General features: G+C 71.3%; 13 protein-coding genes and 1 pseudogene. 6 read left to right on the forward strand and 8 right to left on the reverse strand.

The features are described 5' to 3' along the window. Positions 1 to 130: 130 nt before the first annotated feature. A complete protein-coding gene (locus tag AB0D14_RS21350; protein WP_362781268.1) occupies positions 131 to 571 on the reverse strand; it encodes an STAS domain-containing protein in 441 nt (146 codons plus the stop codon). A 258-nt stretch (positions 572 to 829) separates the two neighbouring features. Between AB0D14_RS21350 and AB0D14_RS21355 the strand changes: the two genes are divergently transcribed. From AB0D14_RS21355 to AB0D14_RS21375, 5 genes are all read left to right on the forward strand, one after another. Continuing rightward, positions 830 to 1,303: a hypothetical protein gene (locus tag AB0D14_RS21355; protein WP_362781269.1), complete on the forward strand. Its 474-nt coding sequence runs from the start codon at positions 830 to 832 to the stop codon at positions 1,301 to 1,303. A gap of 16 nt (positions 1,304 to 1,319) precedes the next feature. After that, a complete protein-coding gene (locus AB0D14_RS21360) occupies positions 1,320 to 1,853 on the forward strand; it encodes a GNAT family N-acetyltransferase (RefSeq protein WP_362781271.1) in 534 nt (177 codons plus the stop codon). 64 nt (positions 1,854 to 1,917) lie between these two features. After that, positions 1,918 to 3,417 (forward strand): ABC transporter substrate-binding protein, encoded by a 1,500-nt coding sequence (locus AB0D14_RS21365; protein WP_362781273.1) that lies wholly within the window; start codon positions 1,918 to 1,920, stop codon positions 3,415 to 3,417. A 15-nt stretch (positions 3,418 to 3,432) separates the two neighbouring features. After that, positions 3,433 to 5,193, forward strand: coding sequence for an ABC transporter permease subunit (locus tag AB0D14_RS21370; RefSeq protein ID WP_362781275.1), 1,761 nt, complete (start codon positions 3,433 to 3,435; stop codon positions 5,191 to 5,193). Then, positions 5,186 to 6,508 (forward strand): MFS transporter, encoded by a 1,323-nt coding sequence (locus tag AB0D14_RS21375; RefSeq protein ID WP_362781277.1) that lies wholly within the window; start codon positions 5,186 to 5,188, stop codon positions 6,506 to 6,508. The genes AB0D14_RS21370 and AB0D14_RS21375 overlap by 8 nt, the downstream gene beginning before the upstream one ends. 38 nt (positions 6,509 to 6,546) lie before the next feature. Here the strand turns inward: AB0D14_RS21375 and AB0D14_RS21380 are convergent, their stop codons facing one another. From AB0D14_RS21380 to AB0D14_RS21410, 7 genes and pseudogenes are all read right to left on the reverse strand, one after another. Further along, positions 6,547 to 8,055 carry an MFS transporter gene (locus AB0D14_RS21380; protein ID WP_362781279.1) on the reverse strand — a complete coding sequence of 503 codons (1,509 nt, stop codon included), beginning with the start codon at positions 8,053 to 8,055 and terminating at the stop codon, positions 6,547 to 6,549. A 140-nt stretch (positions 8,056 to 8,195) separates the two neighbouring features. Beyond that, positions 8,196 to 10,964 (reverse strand): NHLP bacteriocin export ABC transporter permease/ATPase subunit, encoded by a 2,769-nt coding sequence (locus AB0D14_RS21385; RefSeq protein ID WP_362781367.1) that lies wholly within the window; start codon positions 10,962 to 10,964, stop codon positions 8,196 to 8,198. Between the two features lie 136 nt (positions 10,965 to 11,100). Beyond that, positions 11,101 to 13,317: an NHLP family bacteriocin export ABC transporter peptidase/permease/ATPase subunit gene (locus AB0D14_RS21390; protein ID WP_362781368.1), complete on the reverse strand. Its 2,217-nt coding sequence runs from the start codon at positions 13,315 to 13,317 to the stop codon at positions 11,101 to 11,103. 47 nt (positions 13,318 to 13,364) lie between these two features. After that, positions 13,365 to 14,171: an HlyD family efflux transporter periplasmic adaptor subunit gene (locus AB0D14_RS21395; RefSeq protein ID WP_362781280.1), complete on the reverse strand. Its 807-nt coding sequence runs from the start codon at positions 14,169 to 14,171 to the stop codon at positions 13,365 to 13,367. Between the two features lie 141 nt (positions 14,172 to 14,312). Beyond that, positions 14,313 to 14,528, reverse strand: a complete 216-nt coding sequence (locus tag AB0D14_RS21400; protein WP_362781282.1) for a type A2 lantipeptide — start codon at positions 14,526 to 14,528, stop codon at positions 14,313 to 14,315. A gap of 536 nt (positions 14,529 to 15,064) precedes the next feature. Continuing rightward, positions 15,065 to 15,760: a type 1 glutamine amidotransferase domain-containing protein gene (locus AB0D14_RS21405; RefSeq protein WP_362781284.1), complete on the reverse strand. Its 696-nt coding sequence runs from the start codon at positions 15,758 to 15,760 to the stop codon at positions 15,065 to 15,067. Between the two features lie 232 nt (positions 15,761 to 15,992). Continuing rightward, positions 15,993 to 16,112: pseudogene (locus AB0D14_RS21410) on the reverse strand (thioesterase); the annotation flags it as partial. Positions 16,113 to 16,297: 185 nt separating this feature from the next. On the opposite strand from AB0D14_RS21410, the gene AB0D14_RS21415 reads away from it, so the two are divergent. Beyond that, the gene (locus AB0D14_RS21415) at positions 16,298 to 17,644 is read left to right on the forward strand and encodes a S1 family peptidase (protein WP_362781286.1); all 1,347 of its coding nucleotides are present in this window, start codon (positions 16,298 to 16,300) and stop codon (positions 17,642 to 17,644) included. Positions 17,645 to 17,679: the final 35 nt, after the last annotated feature.

Below are 17,679 nucleotides of genomic sequence, written 5' to 3' on the forward strand. Positions count from 1 at the left end.
TGAACTGGGACGCCGTGAACGCGAGTTGTACCACCGCAGCTTGTACCACCGCAGCCTGACCCGGTTGCGGGGCTCGGCCGCCCTCGACGCGTATCTCGAACGGCTCGGGACGACAGCTCGGTAGATCTCCTCAGCCGCTTTCCGGACGGGATGCGGGAGGAAGTTCCGCCAGGGGAGGGAAGCGGCTGAGCAGGCCCGAGGCCCGCAACAGCTGGTGGATGCGGGGCTGGTCGGAGACCACGCGGAGGGTGCCGCCGCGCTCCCTGGCACGGCGGTCGGCCCGGCACAGCACCCGCAGCCCCGAGCAGTCGAAGAAGTCGACCCTGCGAAGGTCCACCACGACCTGGGGTACGCCGCCCGAGGTGAGGGCGTCCAGGTGCTCGCCCAGTGCGCCGGCCGTCGCGATGTCGATCTCGCCCAGCGCCTCGACGACCATGAAGCCATCGCTCCGATAGCTGTGGGCGTAGGGGTTCGCCGGAGGTGGTCGTAACTGCTCCGCACCGCTGAGTCCGGGCTCCGGGGCGCAGCCCTCGGACGGTCCAGCGGGGTGGTCACGGCGGTTTGGTGGCACAGGTTCCACCTCGACGAGGGCAGACGTATCCGATCTTGGTTGCTACCCCTGCCGCGCCGGAATGATCCATACCGCACCTATTGCAAGATCTAATTCACTCGCCTCAGTGAATTTCGGCTGCAGCTGTTGACTTTTGGTCTTTGTGTTTGCTCAACATGTCCTGTTCACGGGGGTGTTGTGGACGTACAGTCACCGTGCTGCCCCGGACCCTGGCCGCACCACTTGTTCGTACGACTGTCTGGCCGAGGAGGGTTGGCGGTGGGATCGCCGGTACACGCTTCCTCGGACGGACCTGCGCTGCTCACTGAGCACGGGCTGATGGAACCCGTCCGGGAGATGGAGTTCACGGCCCATTTCGCCCGCGCCGACGGGGAGTTCGCGGCCCAGGCGGCCGCCGTGGCGGTGACGCAGGTGATCGATGCCCCGCTGTCGTTCGTCTCCCCGGTCCTCGACGCCGGCTGCTCCGCGAGCAGGTGCCTGCTGGCCCGCAGCGCCGCCGACACCTGCCGGATCGTCCTCACGGCGGACCCTTCGGGTATCACCGTCGCGGCCACCGACGACGTCGCGGTCTCGCTGGACGCGGTCGACCAGGCCGGCGCCAAGAACCTGCCGCTGCTCGCCGTCGTCGACGGACTGAACGTGCACCACGGCCCCGACGGCCATGTATGGGTCGTGTGGAAGGGATCGTGGCGGCGGACCGGCCTGCCCCCGGACGGACCCGCGCAGCCTTAATGCATATGATGCGCAAGTGCGCGACTACTGCATAAGAACGGCGACCCCCGACGACGTCGACGGCGCCCGGTCCGTGATGCTCGACACCGTGTACCGGGACTTCGGTACAGGGTACGTACCTCGCTGGCACCGGGACATCATCGACCTCCACGACGCCTACCTCGCGCCCGTCCGGCACACCCTGCTGGTCGCGGTCGACGAGCGGGACGGCACGGTGGCCGCGACCGCCGCGCTCGATTCCCGCGGTCCCGCCCATCCGCCGAACCCGCGCCATGTCGCCGAGCGCTACCCCTCCGGGGAGACCGCGCAGCTGCGCCGGGTGTACGTCCGCCCCGAGGACCGGAGGCAGGGCCTGGCCCGGCGGCTCGTGGGCGGGCTGCTCGACTTCGCGGTCGCCGACGCCGGCTATCGCTCCGCCTATCTGCACACCGACCCGGCGGTACCCGGCGCCGAGGCGTTCTGGCGTTCGCTGGGCGACGCGGTCCACGACGAGCGCGGGGAAACGGGCGGCGGCCAGGGAATCGTGCACTTCGAAGTGCCCCTGCCCTGACGGCGTGCCCCTGCCCCGACGGCGCGTCCCGTTTGCACGACGTCCCCCACGAATGAAAGAAATCATGCTCTCATCGCCGCGCCGTCGCCGGTTCGCCGCCGGACTGCTGCTCGCCCCCCTGCTCACCGGCTGCTTCGCCGCAGGCGGCGGCGAAGCGTCCTCCGACAGCCCGGAAGGCTCCCGGCTGCGGGTCGCGCTCGCCTTCCCGCCCGCCGAGAACTTCTCCCCGTACGGCGCCGACGCCACCCTCCTCAGCAGGCTCGGCGTCACCGAGGGCCTGACCCGCCTCGACGCCAACGGCGCCGCGGCCCCCGCGCTGGCCGAGTCGTGGAGCCGTGAGAACGACCGAAACTGGCTGTTCACCGTGCGGGACGCCACCTTCCAGGACGGCACCGAGGTCACCCCGAAGGCCGTCGCCGCGGCCCTCACCCGTGCCGCCGGCGCCGACCCCGTGACCGCCGCCCTGTCCGGCGTCGCGCTCACCGCCGAGGCCGCGGGCGAGGGTCGCGTGCGGGTCACCACCGCCGAGCCCGACCCCGCCCTGCCGTTGCGTCTCTCCAGCCCCGGCCTGGTGATCCTCTCGGCCGACGCGTACGCCGAGAAGGATGCCGTCAACCCCGTCGGCACCGCCACCGGGCCCTTCGAACTCACCGAGGTCACCGGCACCACCGCGGCCACCCTCGACCGCTTCGACGACTACTGGGGCGGCCGCGCCCAGGCCTCCGGCGTCGACGCGAAGTTCATAGCCGACGGCACCGCCCGTACCAACGCACTGCGCACCGGCGAGGCCGACATCGCCGAGGCCGTACCCGTCTCGCAGGCGGCCTCCCTCGACAAGGCGACCCGCCGCGAGACGGCCACCACCCGCACCACCAGCCTGCTGCTCAACACCAGGTCGGGCGCGCTCAAGGACCCGAAGGCACGGGCCGCCGCCCGCGAGGCGATCGACACCTCCGCCCTCGCCAAGGGCGTCTACGAGGGGCACGCCGATCCTGGCGTCGGCATCTACGGGCCCGCCCTGACCTGGGCGGCCGAGAAGCGGGTGAAGCCGGCCGGCCGGGCCGCGGCGGGCGCCGCCGACGGGAAAACGCTCACCGTGGCCACGTACGACAACCGGCCCGAGCTGCCCGAGGTCGCCCAGGTGCTGAAGCAGCAGCTGGAGAAGGCCGGGTTCGAGGTGAAGCTGGAGGTGCGCGAGTACTCACGGCTGGAGAGCGACGCGCTGGCCGGGAAGTTCGACGCGTTCGTGTCCGCCCGCAACACCATGCTCGACACCGGCGATCCCGTCTCCATCCTCGCCAGCGACTACACCTGCAAGGGCAGCTACAACCTGGCTCTGCTGTGCGACAAAAAGGTCGACAAGGCCGTTTCCGACGCCGAGTCGGTCACCGACACCGCGAAGCGGCAGGACGCGGCGATGACCGCCGAGGCGGCGATCCTCGGCACGGACGCCGTCGTGCCGCTGGTCCACCAGCGGATCATCACGGGCGTCGGCGCCGAGGTCAGTGGCGTACTGCTCGACCCGTACGAGCGCAGCCTCGTCGGCGTCGGCACCCGGCGCTGACGGGCGGCTGCACACGTGCTCAAGGCCGCCGTACGAGGCGGGGCGCCGGTGCTGCTCTGGCGCGCCGCCCTCGTGGCCGCTCTGCTGTGCGGCGTAGGGCTGCTGCCGTGGCTCACCCACACGGACCCCGCGCTCACCGTGCTCAAGGCGCGGTCCGCCGAACGCGCCCCGACCCCCGAGGTACTGGACGCGATCCGGGACCGGCTCGGCCTGGACGCCGGTCCGGCGAAGCTCCTCGGCGACTGGCTCGGCGGGCTGCTGCACGGTGACGCGGGCCGGTCGTGGATCTCCGGCGCGGAGGTCACGCCGTCCGTCCTCCAGGCACTCGGCGTCTCGCTGCTGCTGATGGGCGCGGCGCTGGCCGTCGCCGTGGTCACGGCGGTCGCCGTGTGCGCGCGGACCCTGCGGCTCAGGGCCGGGCGACGGCTCGACGAGCGGCGCTCAGCGGGCACCGGGTCGGCGATCCTGGCCACCCTGCCCGACTTCCTGACCGCCTCGGTGCTCGCCGCCGTCGTCGGCGTACAGCTCGGCTGGCTGCCCGCCCTCGGCTGGTACGGCCCCCAGTGGATGGTGCTGCCCGCGCTCTCGCTCGGCCTGCCCGCGGGCGCGCTGCTCGGGCGGATGCTCGACGACCTGCTGCCGGGCGCGTTCGCCGAGCCGTGGGCGCTGGCCGCCGCCGCGCGCGGAGTCCGCGGGCGGAGCATCGCACGGCAGGCACTGCGCCGCTGTGTGCCCGGACTCCTGCCGAACGTGGGGCTGTTCGTCGTCGGGCTGACCGGCGGCGCGGTCGCCGTGGAGCAGGTCTTCGACATCCCGGGGCTCGGACGGCTGTCCCTGCAGGCCGCGGTGGCGCAGGACCTGCCCGTCCTGCAGGCCGGCACCCTGGCCCTCGTGGTGCTGGCGGCAGCCGTCGGCGGCCTCGCCCGGCTCGCCACGCGCCTCATGATCGGCCCGGCCCTGCGCGACGACGCGCTGCCCTCACTGCACCGCCCGACACCGTCCCGGCCCACGACACCGCCACTGCTGTACGGCGCACTGCTGCTCGCCGTCGTCGCGCTGGGCCTTGCCCGGGACCCGCTGCGACTGAACACCACGGCCCGGCTCCGGCCCCCTTCCTGGGCGCACCCGTTCGGTACGGACGCCCTGGGGCGCGATGTGCTGGCCCGGGTCGGCCACGGGGCACTGGACACCCTGGCTGTGGCCGCCGCCGTCAGCGCGGTCGCGCTGGTCCTCGGCGTACTTCTGGGACTGCTGCCGCGGTTCTCCGGGCCGCTGGTCGACACGGTCAACGCCGTACCGCCGGTCCTCGCCGCACTCCTCGTCACCGCGGTCGCGGGCAGCGGGCCCGCCACCCCGGCCCTCGCGGTGACCGCCGTCGCCTGGGCGCCGCTCGCGGCCCACACCTCGGCCCTGCTGCGGCAGGAGCGGGCCACCACCCACCTGGTGGCGACCCGGGGCCTCGGCGCGGGCCCGCTCCAACTGCTCCGCCACGAACTTCTCCCGGCCGTCCTGCCGCCGGTCCTGCGCCACGCCCTGCTCCGCCTGCCGGGTGTGGCCCTGTCTCTCGCGGCCCTGGGCTTCCTCGGCCTCGGCGCGCAGCCGCCGTCCCCGGAGTGGGGCCTGCTGCTGTCCGAGAACCAGCCGTACGCGGAGCGGGCGCCCTGGGCGTCGATGGCTCCCGCTGCCGCGCTGGCCCTGCTGGGGGCCGTGGCGGTCACGGCCGGGGGCGGCGTCCGGTGGCCCCGGGCCCTTCGCATACGGCGGCGGGATGTCTGAGCCGACGCCGGGCCGCCGTAAGAGGAGAACTCTCTCCGCCCTGCGGACCTTCACCTCCCTCTCGCCGCTGCTCCGCCTGCTCGTCCTCACCCAGCTCGCCTTCAACATCGGCTTCTTCGCGGTCCTGCCCTTCCTCGCCGAACACCTGGGCACGGCGATCGGCATGGCGGGCTGGCTGGTCGGGCTGGTGCTGGGGCTGCGGACCTTCAGCCAGCAGGGCCTGTTCGTGGTGGGCGGCGTACTGGCGGACCGGTACGGGGTCCGCCCGGTGGTGCTCGCCGGATGCGTCCTGCGGATCGCCGGCTTCGGCTGGCTCGGCTACGCGCAGTCCACCGGGACGGTCGTCGCGGCCGTGCTCCTGATCGGGTTCGCCGCCGCGCTCTTCTCACCCGCCGTCGAGTCGGAGGTGGCCCGGCAGGCCGTGTGCCGGGAGGAGGCGGGCGAGGGACCGCGGACCCACGTGCTGGCCCTGTTCACCGTGGCCGGCCAGGCCGGCGCGTTCCTCGGCCCGTTCCTCGGCGCGCTGCTGCTGGGCGTGGACTTCCGCGCGGTCTGCCTCGCCGGGGCCGGAGTCTTCGTGCTGGTCCTGGCCGGACATGCCTGGCTGCTGCCGCAGCACATCCCCGGCCGGGCCCGCACCCGCAGCCGGGGCGGGCTCCGGCGCCTGGTGCGCAACCGCGGCTTCCTCGCCCTGTGCTGCGCGTACGGCGCCTATCTGCTGGCGTACAACCAGCTGTACCAGCTGCTGCCCGTCGAGGTGGCGCGCGCGGCGGGCTCACAGGCGCCGCTGGCCTGGCTGTTCGCGCTCTCCTCGCTGCTGGTCGTGACGGCCCAGCTGCCCCTCACGCGCTGGGCGGGCGACCGGCTGGACCTGCGGCTGTCCATGGCGATGGGGCTGCTGCTCATCTCGGCAGGGTTCGCGGTCGTGGCAGCGGCCCGGCCCGCCGGATGGACGGGAACCGTAGGACTCCTGCCCGTGGCCGGTTACGTCATCCTGCTCACCCTGGGCCAGATGCTGGTCGCGCCCGCCGCCCGAGCCTGGGTGCCCGACCTCGCCGAGGACGGCAGGCTCGGCCTCTACACGGGCGCGCTGTCCTCGGTCTCGGGGCTCATCGTTCTCGTCGGCAGCGCGGCCACCGGCTCCCTCCTCGACACGGGCCTGCCCCTGGCGGTTCCGTGGCTGGTCCTCGCGGCGGTCCCGGCGGCGGCGGTCGCACTGCTGCCGCGCCCAGCCCCCACGCCGCCGCAGCCAAAAACACCTTCCCCCCGCTCCCCGGAGGGACCACGCAGCAAAGAGGGGCCGCCGTCTCCCTGAAGACGGCGGCCCCTCGGCCTTGCTGCGACGCGGGTGCGTCACATGTGGACGACCGGCGCGGCGTCCGGGTCCTGCTCGGGAACCCCGCGGCGGAAGAGCAGGAACGTGATCAGCGCGCCCGCGGCGAAGAAGCCGGCCGACCACCAGAAGGCGGTGGTGTAGCTCTCGATCGACGCCTGGGCCCGGACCAGCTTGTCAGCCGGGTTCCTGCCGACCAGGTAGCTGGTCGCGGCGCTCGCGGCCAGCGTGTTGAGGAGCGCGGTACCGATGGAACCGCCCACCTGCTGCATGGTGTTGACCGTCGCCGAGGCGACACCCGCGTCCTGTGCCGCGACCCCGCTGGTGGCCAGGGCCATCGCGGGCGGCATCACGATGCCGAGGCCGGCGCCCATCAGGAGCAGCGGCGGCAGTACCGCGGTCGAGAAGTCGGAGGCGACCCCGATGCCGGTCAGCCAGGCCATCGCGACCGCGGCGAGCGCGAAGCCCGCCGGGATGACGGTCTTGGGTCCGATGCGCGGCACCAGGATCGTGGTGGACACCTGGGCCATGACCATCAGCGCCGCCATCATCGGCAGGAAGGCCACACCGGTTTTGGTCGGGCTGAAGCCCAGGTTCAACTGCAGGTAGTAGGTGAGGAAGAGGAAGACACCGAACATGCCCGCGCCGGTCACCAGGACGGCGATGAACGAGGCCGCGCGGGTGCGGTCCAGCAGGACACGCATCGGCAGCAGCGGGTGCGCGGAGCGGGTCTGCCACCAGCCGAACACCGCCAGGAGCACGCCGCCCGCCACCAGGAAGCCCCAGGTCTGAGGTGAGTTCCAGTCGTGGGTCTCGGCGTTGGAGAAGCCGAAGACCACGGAGAAGAGACCGGCGGAGACCAGCAGCGCGCCCGGCAGGTCCAGCTTGGAGTTCGCGGCGTCGCGGTGGTTGTTCAGCAGCACCCAGCCGCCCGCGAAGGCGGCGACGGCGAAGACGACGTTGACGTACAGCGTCCAGCGCCAGTCCAGCGCGTCTGTCAGCACACCGCCGAGCAGCAGGCCGAGCGCGCCGCCCGCACCGGCGATCGCGCCGTACACGCTGAACGCCTTGGCGCGCTCCTTGGCGTCGGTGAACGTCGTGTTCAGCAGGGAGAGCGCGGCGGGAGCGAGAAGCGCGCCGAAGACACCCTGCAGGGCACGCGCGGTGACGAGCATCCCGAAGCTGTTGGACGCACCGCCGAGCACGGAGGCTCCGGCGAATCCGGCGACACCTATGAGGAAGGCGGGCTTGCGCCCGAAGAGGTCGGCGATCCGGCCGCCCAGCAGGAGCAGGGAGGCGAAGGCGAGCGCGTACGCCGTGACGATCCACTGCCGGTTGCCGTCGGTGAACCCGAGGTCGGCCTGGGCCGACGGCAGCGCGATGTTCACGATGGTCGCGTCCAGCACCACCATCAGCTGCGCGATGCCGATGATCGCGAGGATCCACCACCGGTTCGCCGGCGGCGACGCGCCGGGCGCCTCCGCCGTGCCCTTGCGGGCACCTTCGGACAGGGTCTGGGTCTTGGACATGGGAGCACCACTCCAGGGAAGTTCGCTCGGGACGGAGGAGCACGTAAACGAAACTGTTTCGTACTCATCGAGGCTAGACCACTTTCATCGAAACGACCAAGTTTCGCTGGCGAGATGGACATCACACGCCGATACGGCGGTCACTGCATCTGGCGGCGCACCAGTTCGTGCAGTCGGCCGCCCGTGTCCGCGAGCAGCTGTGCGGGCGTGCCCTGCTGGGCGATCCGGCCGTCCTCCATCACGATGACGCGGTCCGCGTCCATGACGGTGGACAGCCGGTGCGCGATCACCACGCGGGTGGCGTTGAGCGCTCGGGTGCTCTCGATGACCGTGCGCTGGGTCTCGTTGTCGAGGGCGCTGGTCGCCTCGTCGAAGAAGAGGACGCGCGGGCGGCGGATCAGCGCCTGGGCGATCATCAGACGCTGGCGCTGGCCGCCGGAGACCGCTCCGCTGCCGGAGACGATGGTGTGCAGACCCATCGGCATACGCTTGATGTCCTCGGCCAGCCCCGCCATCTCCGCGGCGGCCATCGCCTCCTCGGGCGTGTAGGGCTCCGTGCCGCAGATGACGTCCAGGATCGAGCCGGTGAACGGCTGCGCGTGCTGGAGCACGACACCGCACTGGCGGCGTACGGCGGACTGGTCGAGTGCTGCCAGGTCCTGGCCGTCGTACAGCACACTTCCCGAGACCGGCTTGTCGAAGCCGATGAGCAGCCGCAGCAGGGTGGACTTGCCGCAGCCGCTGGGGCCGACGACCGCCACGAACTCGCCGGGCCGGATCGCGAAGGACAGGTCGTCGAGGACCAGCGGCCCGTCGTCGGTGTACCGGAAGGACAGCTTCTTCGCCTCGATGGCACCGGACAGCTCGGCGGGGCGCGTGCTCGCCACGCGTACCTCCGGCTCCGCGTCGAGAACCGGCTTGATCTCCTCGAACATCGGCAGCGCGGCGACCATCGACACGAAGGAACCCGTCAGCTGGGTGACCGAGGTCAGCAGCATGGTCATCGAGGTGTTGAAGGTCAGGAAGGCGGCCGGCGACAGCGATCCGCGCGCGGGTCCCGCCAGCAGCATGAACATGATGAGCGAGCAGAGCGGCAGGTACACCGAGCCCAGCACGGTCGTGAGGTTCTTGATCCGGCCGACCCGCTGCTGGAGCTCACGGCTGCGGGCGAACTCGCCCGCCCAGGCCGCGTACGCGTAGTTCTCCGCCGCCGCGACCCGCAGCTTCGGCAGACCCCGCAAGGTCTGGAACGCCTGGTTGTTGAGCTTGTTGCTCAGCACGATCAGCCGGCGCTGCCAGCGCACCTGCCACAGACCCAGGCCGAGGAACACCGCGGCGATCACCACGAGCATCCCGATCGCGGCGAGCGCCATCGGGACGCTGAACCAGAACAGCAGCGCGAGGTTCATCACGCCGACCGTGACCGACTGGACCACCACCGGTCCCAGGCCCGCCATCATGCGGCGGATGGCGCTGATGCCCATGGCGGCACTGGCCAGTTCACCGGTGGAGCGCGACGTGAAGAACTTCGTGGGCAGCCGCAGCAGCCGGTCCCACACGGCCGGCTGGAGCGTGGCCTCGATACGGCCCTCAAGCCGCAGCATGGTGAGGTTCTGCATCAGCGTGAACGCCGCCGACACCACACTGGCGACCATGATGGCCAGGCAGACCTGGACGATCAGGCTCTCCTGGGCCTTCGGTACGAACTCGCCCAGCACCTTGCCCGTCGCGATCGGCACCAGGGCGCCGAGCGCCACCGTCACCAGACCGCTGAGCGCCAGGTTGCGCATGTCCCCGCCGGTGCCCTGGAGGCTGAACCGCAGCAGCCGCAGCGGGGTCAGCCCGCGCTCGGGCAGCGGCCGGTAGAACATCACCGCACGCGCCTCGAACTCCGCCGCGTTGGCCTTCTCGACCGGTGTCTCCCGGCCGCTCGACGGATGCACCGCCACATAGCCGCCGCGCCGCCACAGCAGTGCGACCGGAGCACCCGACGCGAGCCGGTGTCCGACGAGCGGGCCGACGTTGTCGCGCCACCAGCGCCCGTCGAGGCGCACGGCACGCGCCCGGACCCGGGAGGCGAGCGCGATCCGCTCGACCGGGTCGATCCGGTCGCTCTCCGCGCCGCCCTTCGCGGGGTCGGAGAGGGTGATCCCGGCCGCGCGGGCGACGAGCACGCAGGCCGCGTACGTGGCATCGGCGTCGGCCGCGCCGGGGCCCGGCCCCGAGCGCTTGGATATGGAGGCCAGCAGGGTGCGGTCGGCCTGGGCGCGGACCGCCTCGCCCGCCTTGATGCCCGCGGCCGTCCGGTTCTCGTGAGTGAGCTCCAGCTGTTCGATCCAGCGGTCGAGCGTGGCCAGCAGCCGGTACTGCCGGTCGACCATCGCCTGCCACATCGCGGGGTCGACCAACAGGTCCGCCGCGGTCTCGGCGCCGTACAGGGAGCCGTACTGCACACTGCCCGGCGCCACCTGTGTCCACAGGATGTCGTCGTCCGTCAGCGCCGCACCGCGCTCGGTGGCGAGCGGTGCCTCGAACAGGATGGCGAGGCCCCGGCCGACGCCGAGGGAGAGGGCGTACTCCAGGGGGCTGGTCGCCGGGGGTACGTACTGGGGGTTGCCGTACTCGTCGTACGTCCACGTCTCGGTCTGCGGCGGCTGGTACAGCTCGCGCAGCTCGATGCGGCGCAGGACGCACTCGCGCAGCGGTCTGCCGACGAGCGTGTGCTGGGGTCCCGCGACCGGGCCGAGCAGCAGCGAGCCCGCTTCGAGCCGGCCGAGGTGGTGCCAGTGGCCCTGCTGGGCGGCGTCGACGGCGAACAGGTCCATGGCCCCGGCCGCGACGAGCCACAGGACGTGCGGCCCTTCGAGGTCCAGCCGGGTGAGGCCCGAGCCGTCGACCGGGGTGCCCATACCGCCGAGCGCGGCGAGCACGTAATCGCCCTCGGTGGCGGGCTGTTGCCGCTGTTCGCTCGCGCCGTGCTGCGGGTGCTGCTGGTTGGAGCCGTGCTGCGGGTACTGCTGGTTCTGCGGGTACGCGGACGTCATCTCATCGCTCCCTGACCAGCTCGGCGTAGGCGCCGCCGGCCGCCACCAGGGCGTCGTGACGCCCGCGTTCCACGACCGTGCCGTGCTGGAGCACCACGATCTCGTCGCTGTCGCGCACGGTGCTGAGCCGGTGCGCGATCACCACACAGGCACAGCCGCGCTTGCGCAGATTGTCCATCACGAGCTGCTCGGTCTCCGCGTCCAGCGCGCTCGTCACCTCGTCGAGCACCAGGATGCTGGGCCTGCGGACCAGGGCCCGCGCGATCTCCAGGCGCTGGCGCTGACCGCCGGAGAAGTTGCGGCCGTCCTGCTCGACCCGGCTCTGGATACCGCCCGGTCGGCGCATCACCACGTCGTACAGTGCCGCGTCCCGCAGCGCGGCCACCACCGCCTCGTCCGGGACCGACGGGTCCCACAGGGCGATGTTGTCGCGGATCGTGCCCTCGAAGAGGAAGACGTCCTGGTCGACGAAGGAGACGGAGGAGGCGAGCGCGCCGCGCGGGATGTCCTCCAGCCACTGCCCGTCGATACGGATCACGCCCTCCCAGGGCGTGTACAGGCCCGAGATCAGCCGGGACACCGTCGACTTGCCGCTGCCGGAACCACCGACGAGAGCGACCTGCTGTCCCGGCCCGACCGTCAGCGAGAACCCGGACAGCAGCGGCTTGTCGAGCGGGCTGTAACCGAAGGTGATGTTCTCCAGCTCGACGTGCCCTTGCAGCCTGCGGGTGCTGTCGCCCGCGCCGCGCCGGGAGTAGAGCGGGTCGGCGGCGAAGTTCTCGACGTCCTTGAGGCGGGCCACGTCGGCCGCGAAGTCCTGGATACGCCCTGCGACACCGTTGAGCCGGGTGATCGGTGCGGTGAAGCGCGTCACCAGTGCCTGGAACGCGACGAGCAGACCGACGGAGATGTGCCCCTCCACAGCCCGCATCCCGCCGATCCAAAGGATCAGGGCGCTGTTGAGCGTGGCCAGCGTGGGCGCGACGACCCCCAGCCAGGCGCTCGGCACTCCGAGGCGCTGCTGCTCCTCCAGGGTGGTGGCGTGCTGCCCGGCCCACTTGCGGAAGTAGCCGTCCTCGCCGCCGGTCGCCTTCATCGTCTCGATCAGCTGCAGACCGGAGTACGCCGTGGTGGTCAGCCGCGCGTTGTCGGCGCGCAGCTTCGCCGTACGCGTCGCGCGCAGCCGGATCACGATCCGCATCGCCACCACGTTGAGCAGAGCGACCCCGATGCCCACGGCCGTGAGCTGTGGATCGTAGGTGTAGAGCAGCACGGCGTAGAGGACCACGACAACGGCGTCCACGCCCGCCGCCGCGAGGTCCCGGGCCAGTGTCTCGGCCACCGCGTCGTTGGACTGGAGCCGTTGCACCAGGTCGGCGGGGCTGCGCTGGGAGAAGAACGTGACCGGCAGACGGAGCAGGTGCCGGAGGAACTTCGCGCTGCTGAGCGTGGAGGAGATGAGCCGGCCGCGCAGCAGGTTCGCCTGTTGCAGCCAGGTCAGCACCACCGTCAGCAGCACGCTCGCGCCCATCGACGCGAACAGCACCCCGAGCAGCGAGGTCTGCCCGCCGATCAGGAACATGTCGATGTACGTACGGCTGAGCGCGGGCACGGCCGCGCCGACCGCGACCAGCAGCAGACTGGCGAGAACGGCCGCGGGCATGGTGCCCGAGGTGCCGCGCAGCCGGGCCGGCATGGCGCCCATGACACCGGGCTTGCGGCCGCCCTTCTCGAAGTCCGGGCCCGGCTCCAGGACCAGTACGACGCCCGTGAAACTGGTGTCGAAGTCCTCCATGGGGACGAAGCGGCGGCCCTTGCCGGGGTCGTTGATGTGCACCCCGCGCCGGCCGAAGCGGCGCCCCGTCCCGTCGTAGACGACGTAGTGGTTGAACTCCCAGAACAGGATCGCCGGAGCGTGCACCTCGGCGAGCGCCGCCGTGTCCATCTGCATGCCCTTGGCCGTCAGGCCGTAGCTGCGGGCCGCCTTCAGCAGATTGCTGGCCCGGGAGCCGTCGCGCGAGACACCGCAGGCGATGCGCAGTTCCTCCAGCGGGATGTGCCGCCCGTAGTGACCGAGCACCATCGCGAGGGAGGCGGCGCCGCACTCCACGGCCTCCATCTGGAGGACGGTGGGCGTACGGACGCTCCTGCCCCGGCCCTTGGGGACCTTGCGCTTCGGCGGTGCGGTGCGGCGGCGGCCCCGTACGGGGGGCGGCAGTTGCGGCCCGGCGGTGTGTGTGGCGGACGAGGTGTCCTGGGGCGCGGTCACGGCAGCAGCCAATCGATCGGGCGCTGGTCGTCCAGGCGGATCGATCCGGAGGCCATGGCCATGGAGTCGAGCCGGAACGGCGGTCCCTGCACGGACGACCACTTGTAGCCGGACTTCGTGCCGGACGACCGGTCGAGCCGGACGAGGACGGCCACGGGCCTGCCCTTCTTGGTGAACTGCTCGCCCAGCTGGCTGTCGCCGAGGAAGGCGCCGATCTGCTGCGCCGACTGGGCGGCCCGGTCGACCGACTTCACATGGCCGCGCAGCACCCCGTACTCCTGGGTCGGCACGGACTGGACGGTCAGGTCGACGGCGGCGTTCGTGGGGATCGAGGCGGCGTTCTCGGCGGGCACGTACACCGTCGCGTACAGGGGGTCGTCGGCGTCGGCGACCTTCTCCACGGCGGCGACGTTCGTGCCGGTGCTGATGATCGCGCCGATCGTCGCGGCCAGCCCGGTGACCCGGCCTGCGGCGACGCTGCGTACGACCGTCTCGCCCTTCGCCGTACGGACCTTGAGGACGGGAGTGTTCGCTTTGATCCGTCGGCCCTGCTCGGTGAGGACCGAGGTGACCTGTCCGGAGACGGGGCTCTGCAGGAGGTAACTGCCCTGCCCGTGCGTGAGGATGGCGGGCGCGCTCACCGTGGACGCCACGGAGCCCGTCACGGCCCAGACCGACGCGGCCGCCATGACGACGACCGTCACGACCAGCACGAGCCAGCCCTGGGGGCGGGCGAAGCGTACCGGCAGGTCGAGTTCCTCCGGCGACTGCAGCTTGGTCAGGGCCTGTTGGCGGAACTGCACGGTTTTCTCACCTGCGAGTGACTGGTGGCGCGTCCCGGAGGCGAACCAAGCCAAAAAGCAAAAATAGGAGAAGCACCCATAAGTCCCGGAACCGGGGAACGGTTCCGGGACTCACAGCACGCTATGCGATCACAGAAGTGATCAGAGACCGGCGACCAGGCCGGTGACCGGGGCGGTGTTGAGGCCGGTCGCGCCCTCAACGGTGCCGACGGCCGTGTCGACGATGCCGGAGACCGGGGCGATGCCGTCCACGGCACCGGTGACGGTGCTGAGGGCGTTGACCGCGAGGCCACCGGAGACGTTGTCGAGCTCGGCGTCGGAGATCTCGACGGTCTGAACCTGGGGGGTGGAGTTCATGATGAACTTCCCTTCCTATTGATATTCACAAGGGGGGAGCGGCCCCCTCTGGGGAGATGGTCGGCCGCGACCGCGAGCACCCGGATCCCGGAACCGGAAAGCGGAAACGGAAACCGAACGGCCCCCGCGGTGCAATGGATCAAAGCACGGTGCCGGGTCGCGCATCCAATCAACGGGCCATGTGATCTGCGCGTTTGCCGTCCGGATCCGTTCATCGGTGCAGGCCTGGGCACCGCGTGGTGCCGACTTCTTCACATGACCCGAGGGTCATTCACATTTCGGCAACAGTGCCGAGATCCCGAATCGGGCACACCTCGCCAATGACGCGGCACGCGACGCTCCGTTGTGCGGATCCGTCGCGTGCCGTGACCTGGGTGCGTATTCGATGTGCAGATTTACTGAAGCCGGGATTCCGTTCCGACTGATGGGCGGACTGTTACTGCGGTGTAGCAGAGTGCAAGCAGATGGCCTCTGTTACGGAAGTGACGGCGGGCCCGTTCTCTGAGAAGCCGTCAGCCGGGCTTCCCGAGAAGCCGTCAGCCGAGCTTCTTGAGGAGCTCGGCCGCGAGCGGCGCGGAGGAGGCGGGGTTCTGGCCGGTGACGAGGTTCCGGTCGACGACCACGTACGGGGCCCACGGCTCGCCCTCCTGGAAGTCGGCGCCGATCTCCACCAGCCGGTCCTGGAGCAGCCACGTGGCCTTGTCGGCGAAACCCGCCTGGGTCTCCTCGGTGTTGGTGAACCCGGTCAGGCGGTAGCCGGCGAAGGCGTTGCCGCCGTCCTCCTTCGTGGCGGCCAGCAGCGCGGACGGGCCGTGGCAGACGACACCGAGCGGCTTGCCGGACGCCAGGGCGAGGGCGAGGAGCCGGCCCGAGTCGGCGTTGACCGCGAGATCCTCCATGGGGCCGTGGCCGCCGGGGTAGTAGACGGCCGCGTACGCGTCGAGGTCGACGTCCTCCAGGCGGATCGGACGCCGCAGCTCGTCGAACGAGGCGAGGGAGGCGGCGACCTTGTCCGCGCCCTCCTGTCCGCCGTTGAGCTCGGGGGCCAGGCTGCCCTTGTCCACGGTCGGCGCGACGCCGCCCGGGGTGGCCACGGTGATCTCGTGGCCCGCGGCCTTGAACGCCTCGTACGGGGCGACGGCCTCCTCGGCCCAGAAGCCGGTCGGGTGCTTCGTGCCGTCCGCGAGAGTCCAGAAATCGGCACCGGTCACTACAAAAAGAATCTTCGACATGCCTCGAAGGTAGGCCGATGGGACACGGAGAGCCAACAGGGGATTCGTTGGGGGGCGTCGGATTTGCCATGGCATCACGGGAACAGACCCGAACAGACGCCGGTGGGGCCCGGCGCGGGCCGAGGGCCATGTGGCCGTACTGCTGCCGATCTCACCCGCCGCAATGTGTTCCGGCCCGGCATGGCCCGACATCGGCCGGCCTACGTCCGGCTCGGCCCGGCCACTCGGACCGGGGGAGCTGCAATATGGCCCGGCGCTCGTCCGGTGTCTCCACGGACAGACCGAGTTCGAGCACCCAGGGGGCGAAGTTGTCCGCGAGGATCCTGTCCGCATCAGCGGTGGTCACCGTCATGCGGCCGTTGTTCCCCGCTGCTCCGGGCCGTACCTCCGGCTCGGCTGATTCGTGCTTTCGCAAAGGAAGTTGGGAACGAACGTTGAACGCCCCACGCACCGCTTGCGTATCAACAGCCATCCAGGCGCCCGCAGTCAGCCGCCAGTCGGCAGCTCGGACCCCCCAGTCCCCAGGAGGTCAAGAAGTTGAGTCACAAGCGGATACCGAAGCGCAAGGCCGTCATTGCCGCAGGCGGAGTGGTCGCACTCGGCGCGGCGGCACTCATCCTGCCCAACGCGATGGCGTCCCAGACCGATGCGACGGAAGGTGCCGCCCCCAGAACGGTGAAGGCCGCGGAAGCGTCCGACCTCGCCTCGCAGCTGGCCGAACTGCTCGGTGAGGACTATGCCGGCGGGTATTACGACGCCGGCAAGCAGCAGCTCATCATCAACGTCGTGGGCGACAACAACAACGTCATCCTGGCGGAGAAGAAGGGTGCGGTCGTCCGGGAGGTCGACAACAGCACCGCCGCCCTCAAGGCGGCCTCGCAGACGCTGAAGACCGAGGCGACCGTCCCGGGCACCTCCTGGGCCGTCGACCCCCGCACGAACAAGATCCAGGTCACCGCCGACAGCACCGTCACGGGTGCAAAGTGGGACCAGGTGGAGTCGACCGTCAAGTCCCTCGGCGAGGGCATGGCGACGATCAAGAAGTCCGCCGGTGAGTTCAAGACGTTCGTCGAGGGCGGCGACGCCATCTTCGGCGGCGGCGCACGCTGCTCGCTCGGCTTCAACGTCGTCGCCGACGACGGCAGCCCGGCCTTCCTGACCGCGGGTCACTGCGGTGTCGCGGCCGCCGAGTGGTCGGACTCCGAGGCGGGTGCGCCGATCGGTACGGTCGACGCCGCCACGGCCACGTTCCCCGGTGAAGGCGACTTCGCCCTCGTCAAGTACGACGACCCGGCGACCGTGGCTCCCAGCACGGTGAACACCGGCGAGGAGACCGTGGACATCACGGCCGCGGCGGACGCCGCGGTCGGCGAGGCCGTCATCCGGATGGGCAGCACCACCGGCCTCAACGAGGGTGAGGTCACGGGTCTCGACGCCACCGTGAACTACCCGGAGGGCACGGTCACCGGCCTCATCCAGACCAATGTCTGCGCGGAGCCCGGCGACAGCGGCGGCTCCCTGTTCACCGCGGAGGGCAGCGCGGTCGGCCTGACCTCTGGCGGCAGCGGCGACTGCACCGTCGGCGGCGAGACCTTCTTCCAGCCGGTGACCACCGCGCTGACCGCGACGGGCGCGACGCTCGGTGCGGGCGACGCCGGTGCCGGTGCGGGCGAAGAGGCCGGTGCGGGCGAAGAGGCCGGTGCGGGCGAGGAAGCGGGCGCGGGCGAGGAAGCGGGCGCGGGCGAGGAAGCCGGCGCCGGTGAAGAGGCGGGTGCCGGTGAGGAAGCCGGCGCCGGTGGCGACGCGGTCGGCGGTGCAGAGGAGCACGTCGGCGACCAGGCAGGTGAGGTCGCGGAAGACGGCTCGGGTCTGACGAACCAGTGACCTGAACTCAGTGACCTGAAGGGCGTCGGCAACGG

The sequence above is a fragment of the Streptomyces sp. NPDC048484 genome (assembly GCF_040651415.1).
Taxonomy (GTDB): Bacteria; Actinomycetota; Actinomycetes; order Streptomycetales; family Streptomycetaceae; genus Streptomyces.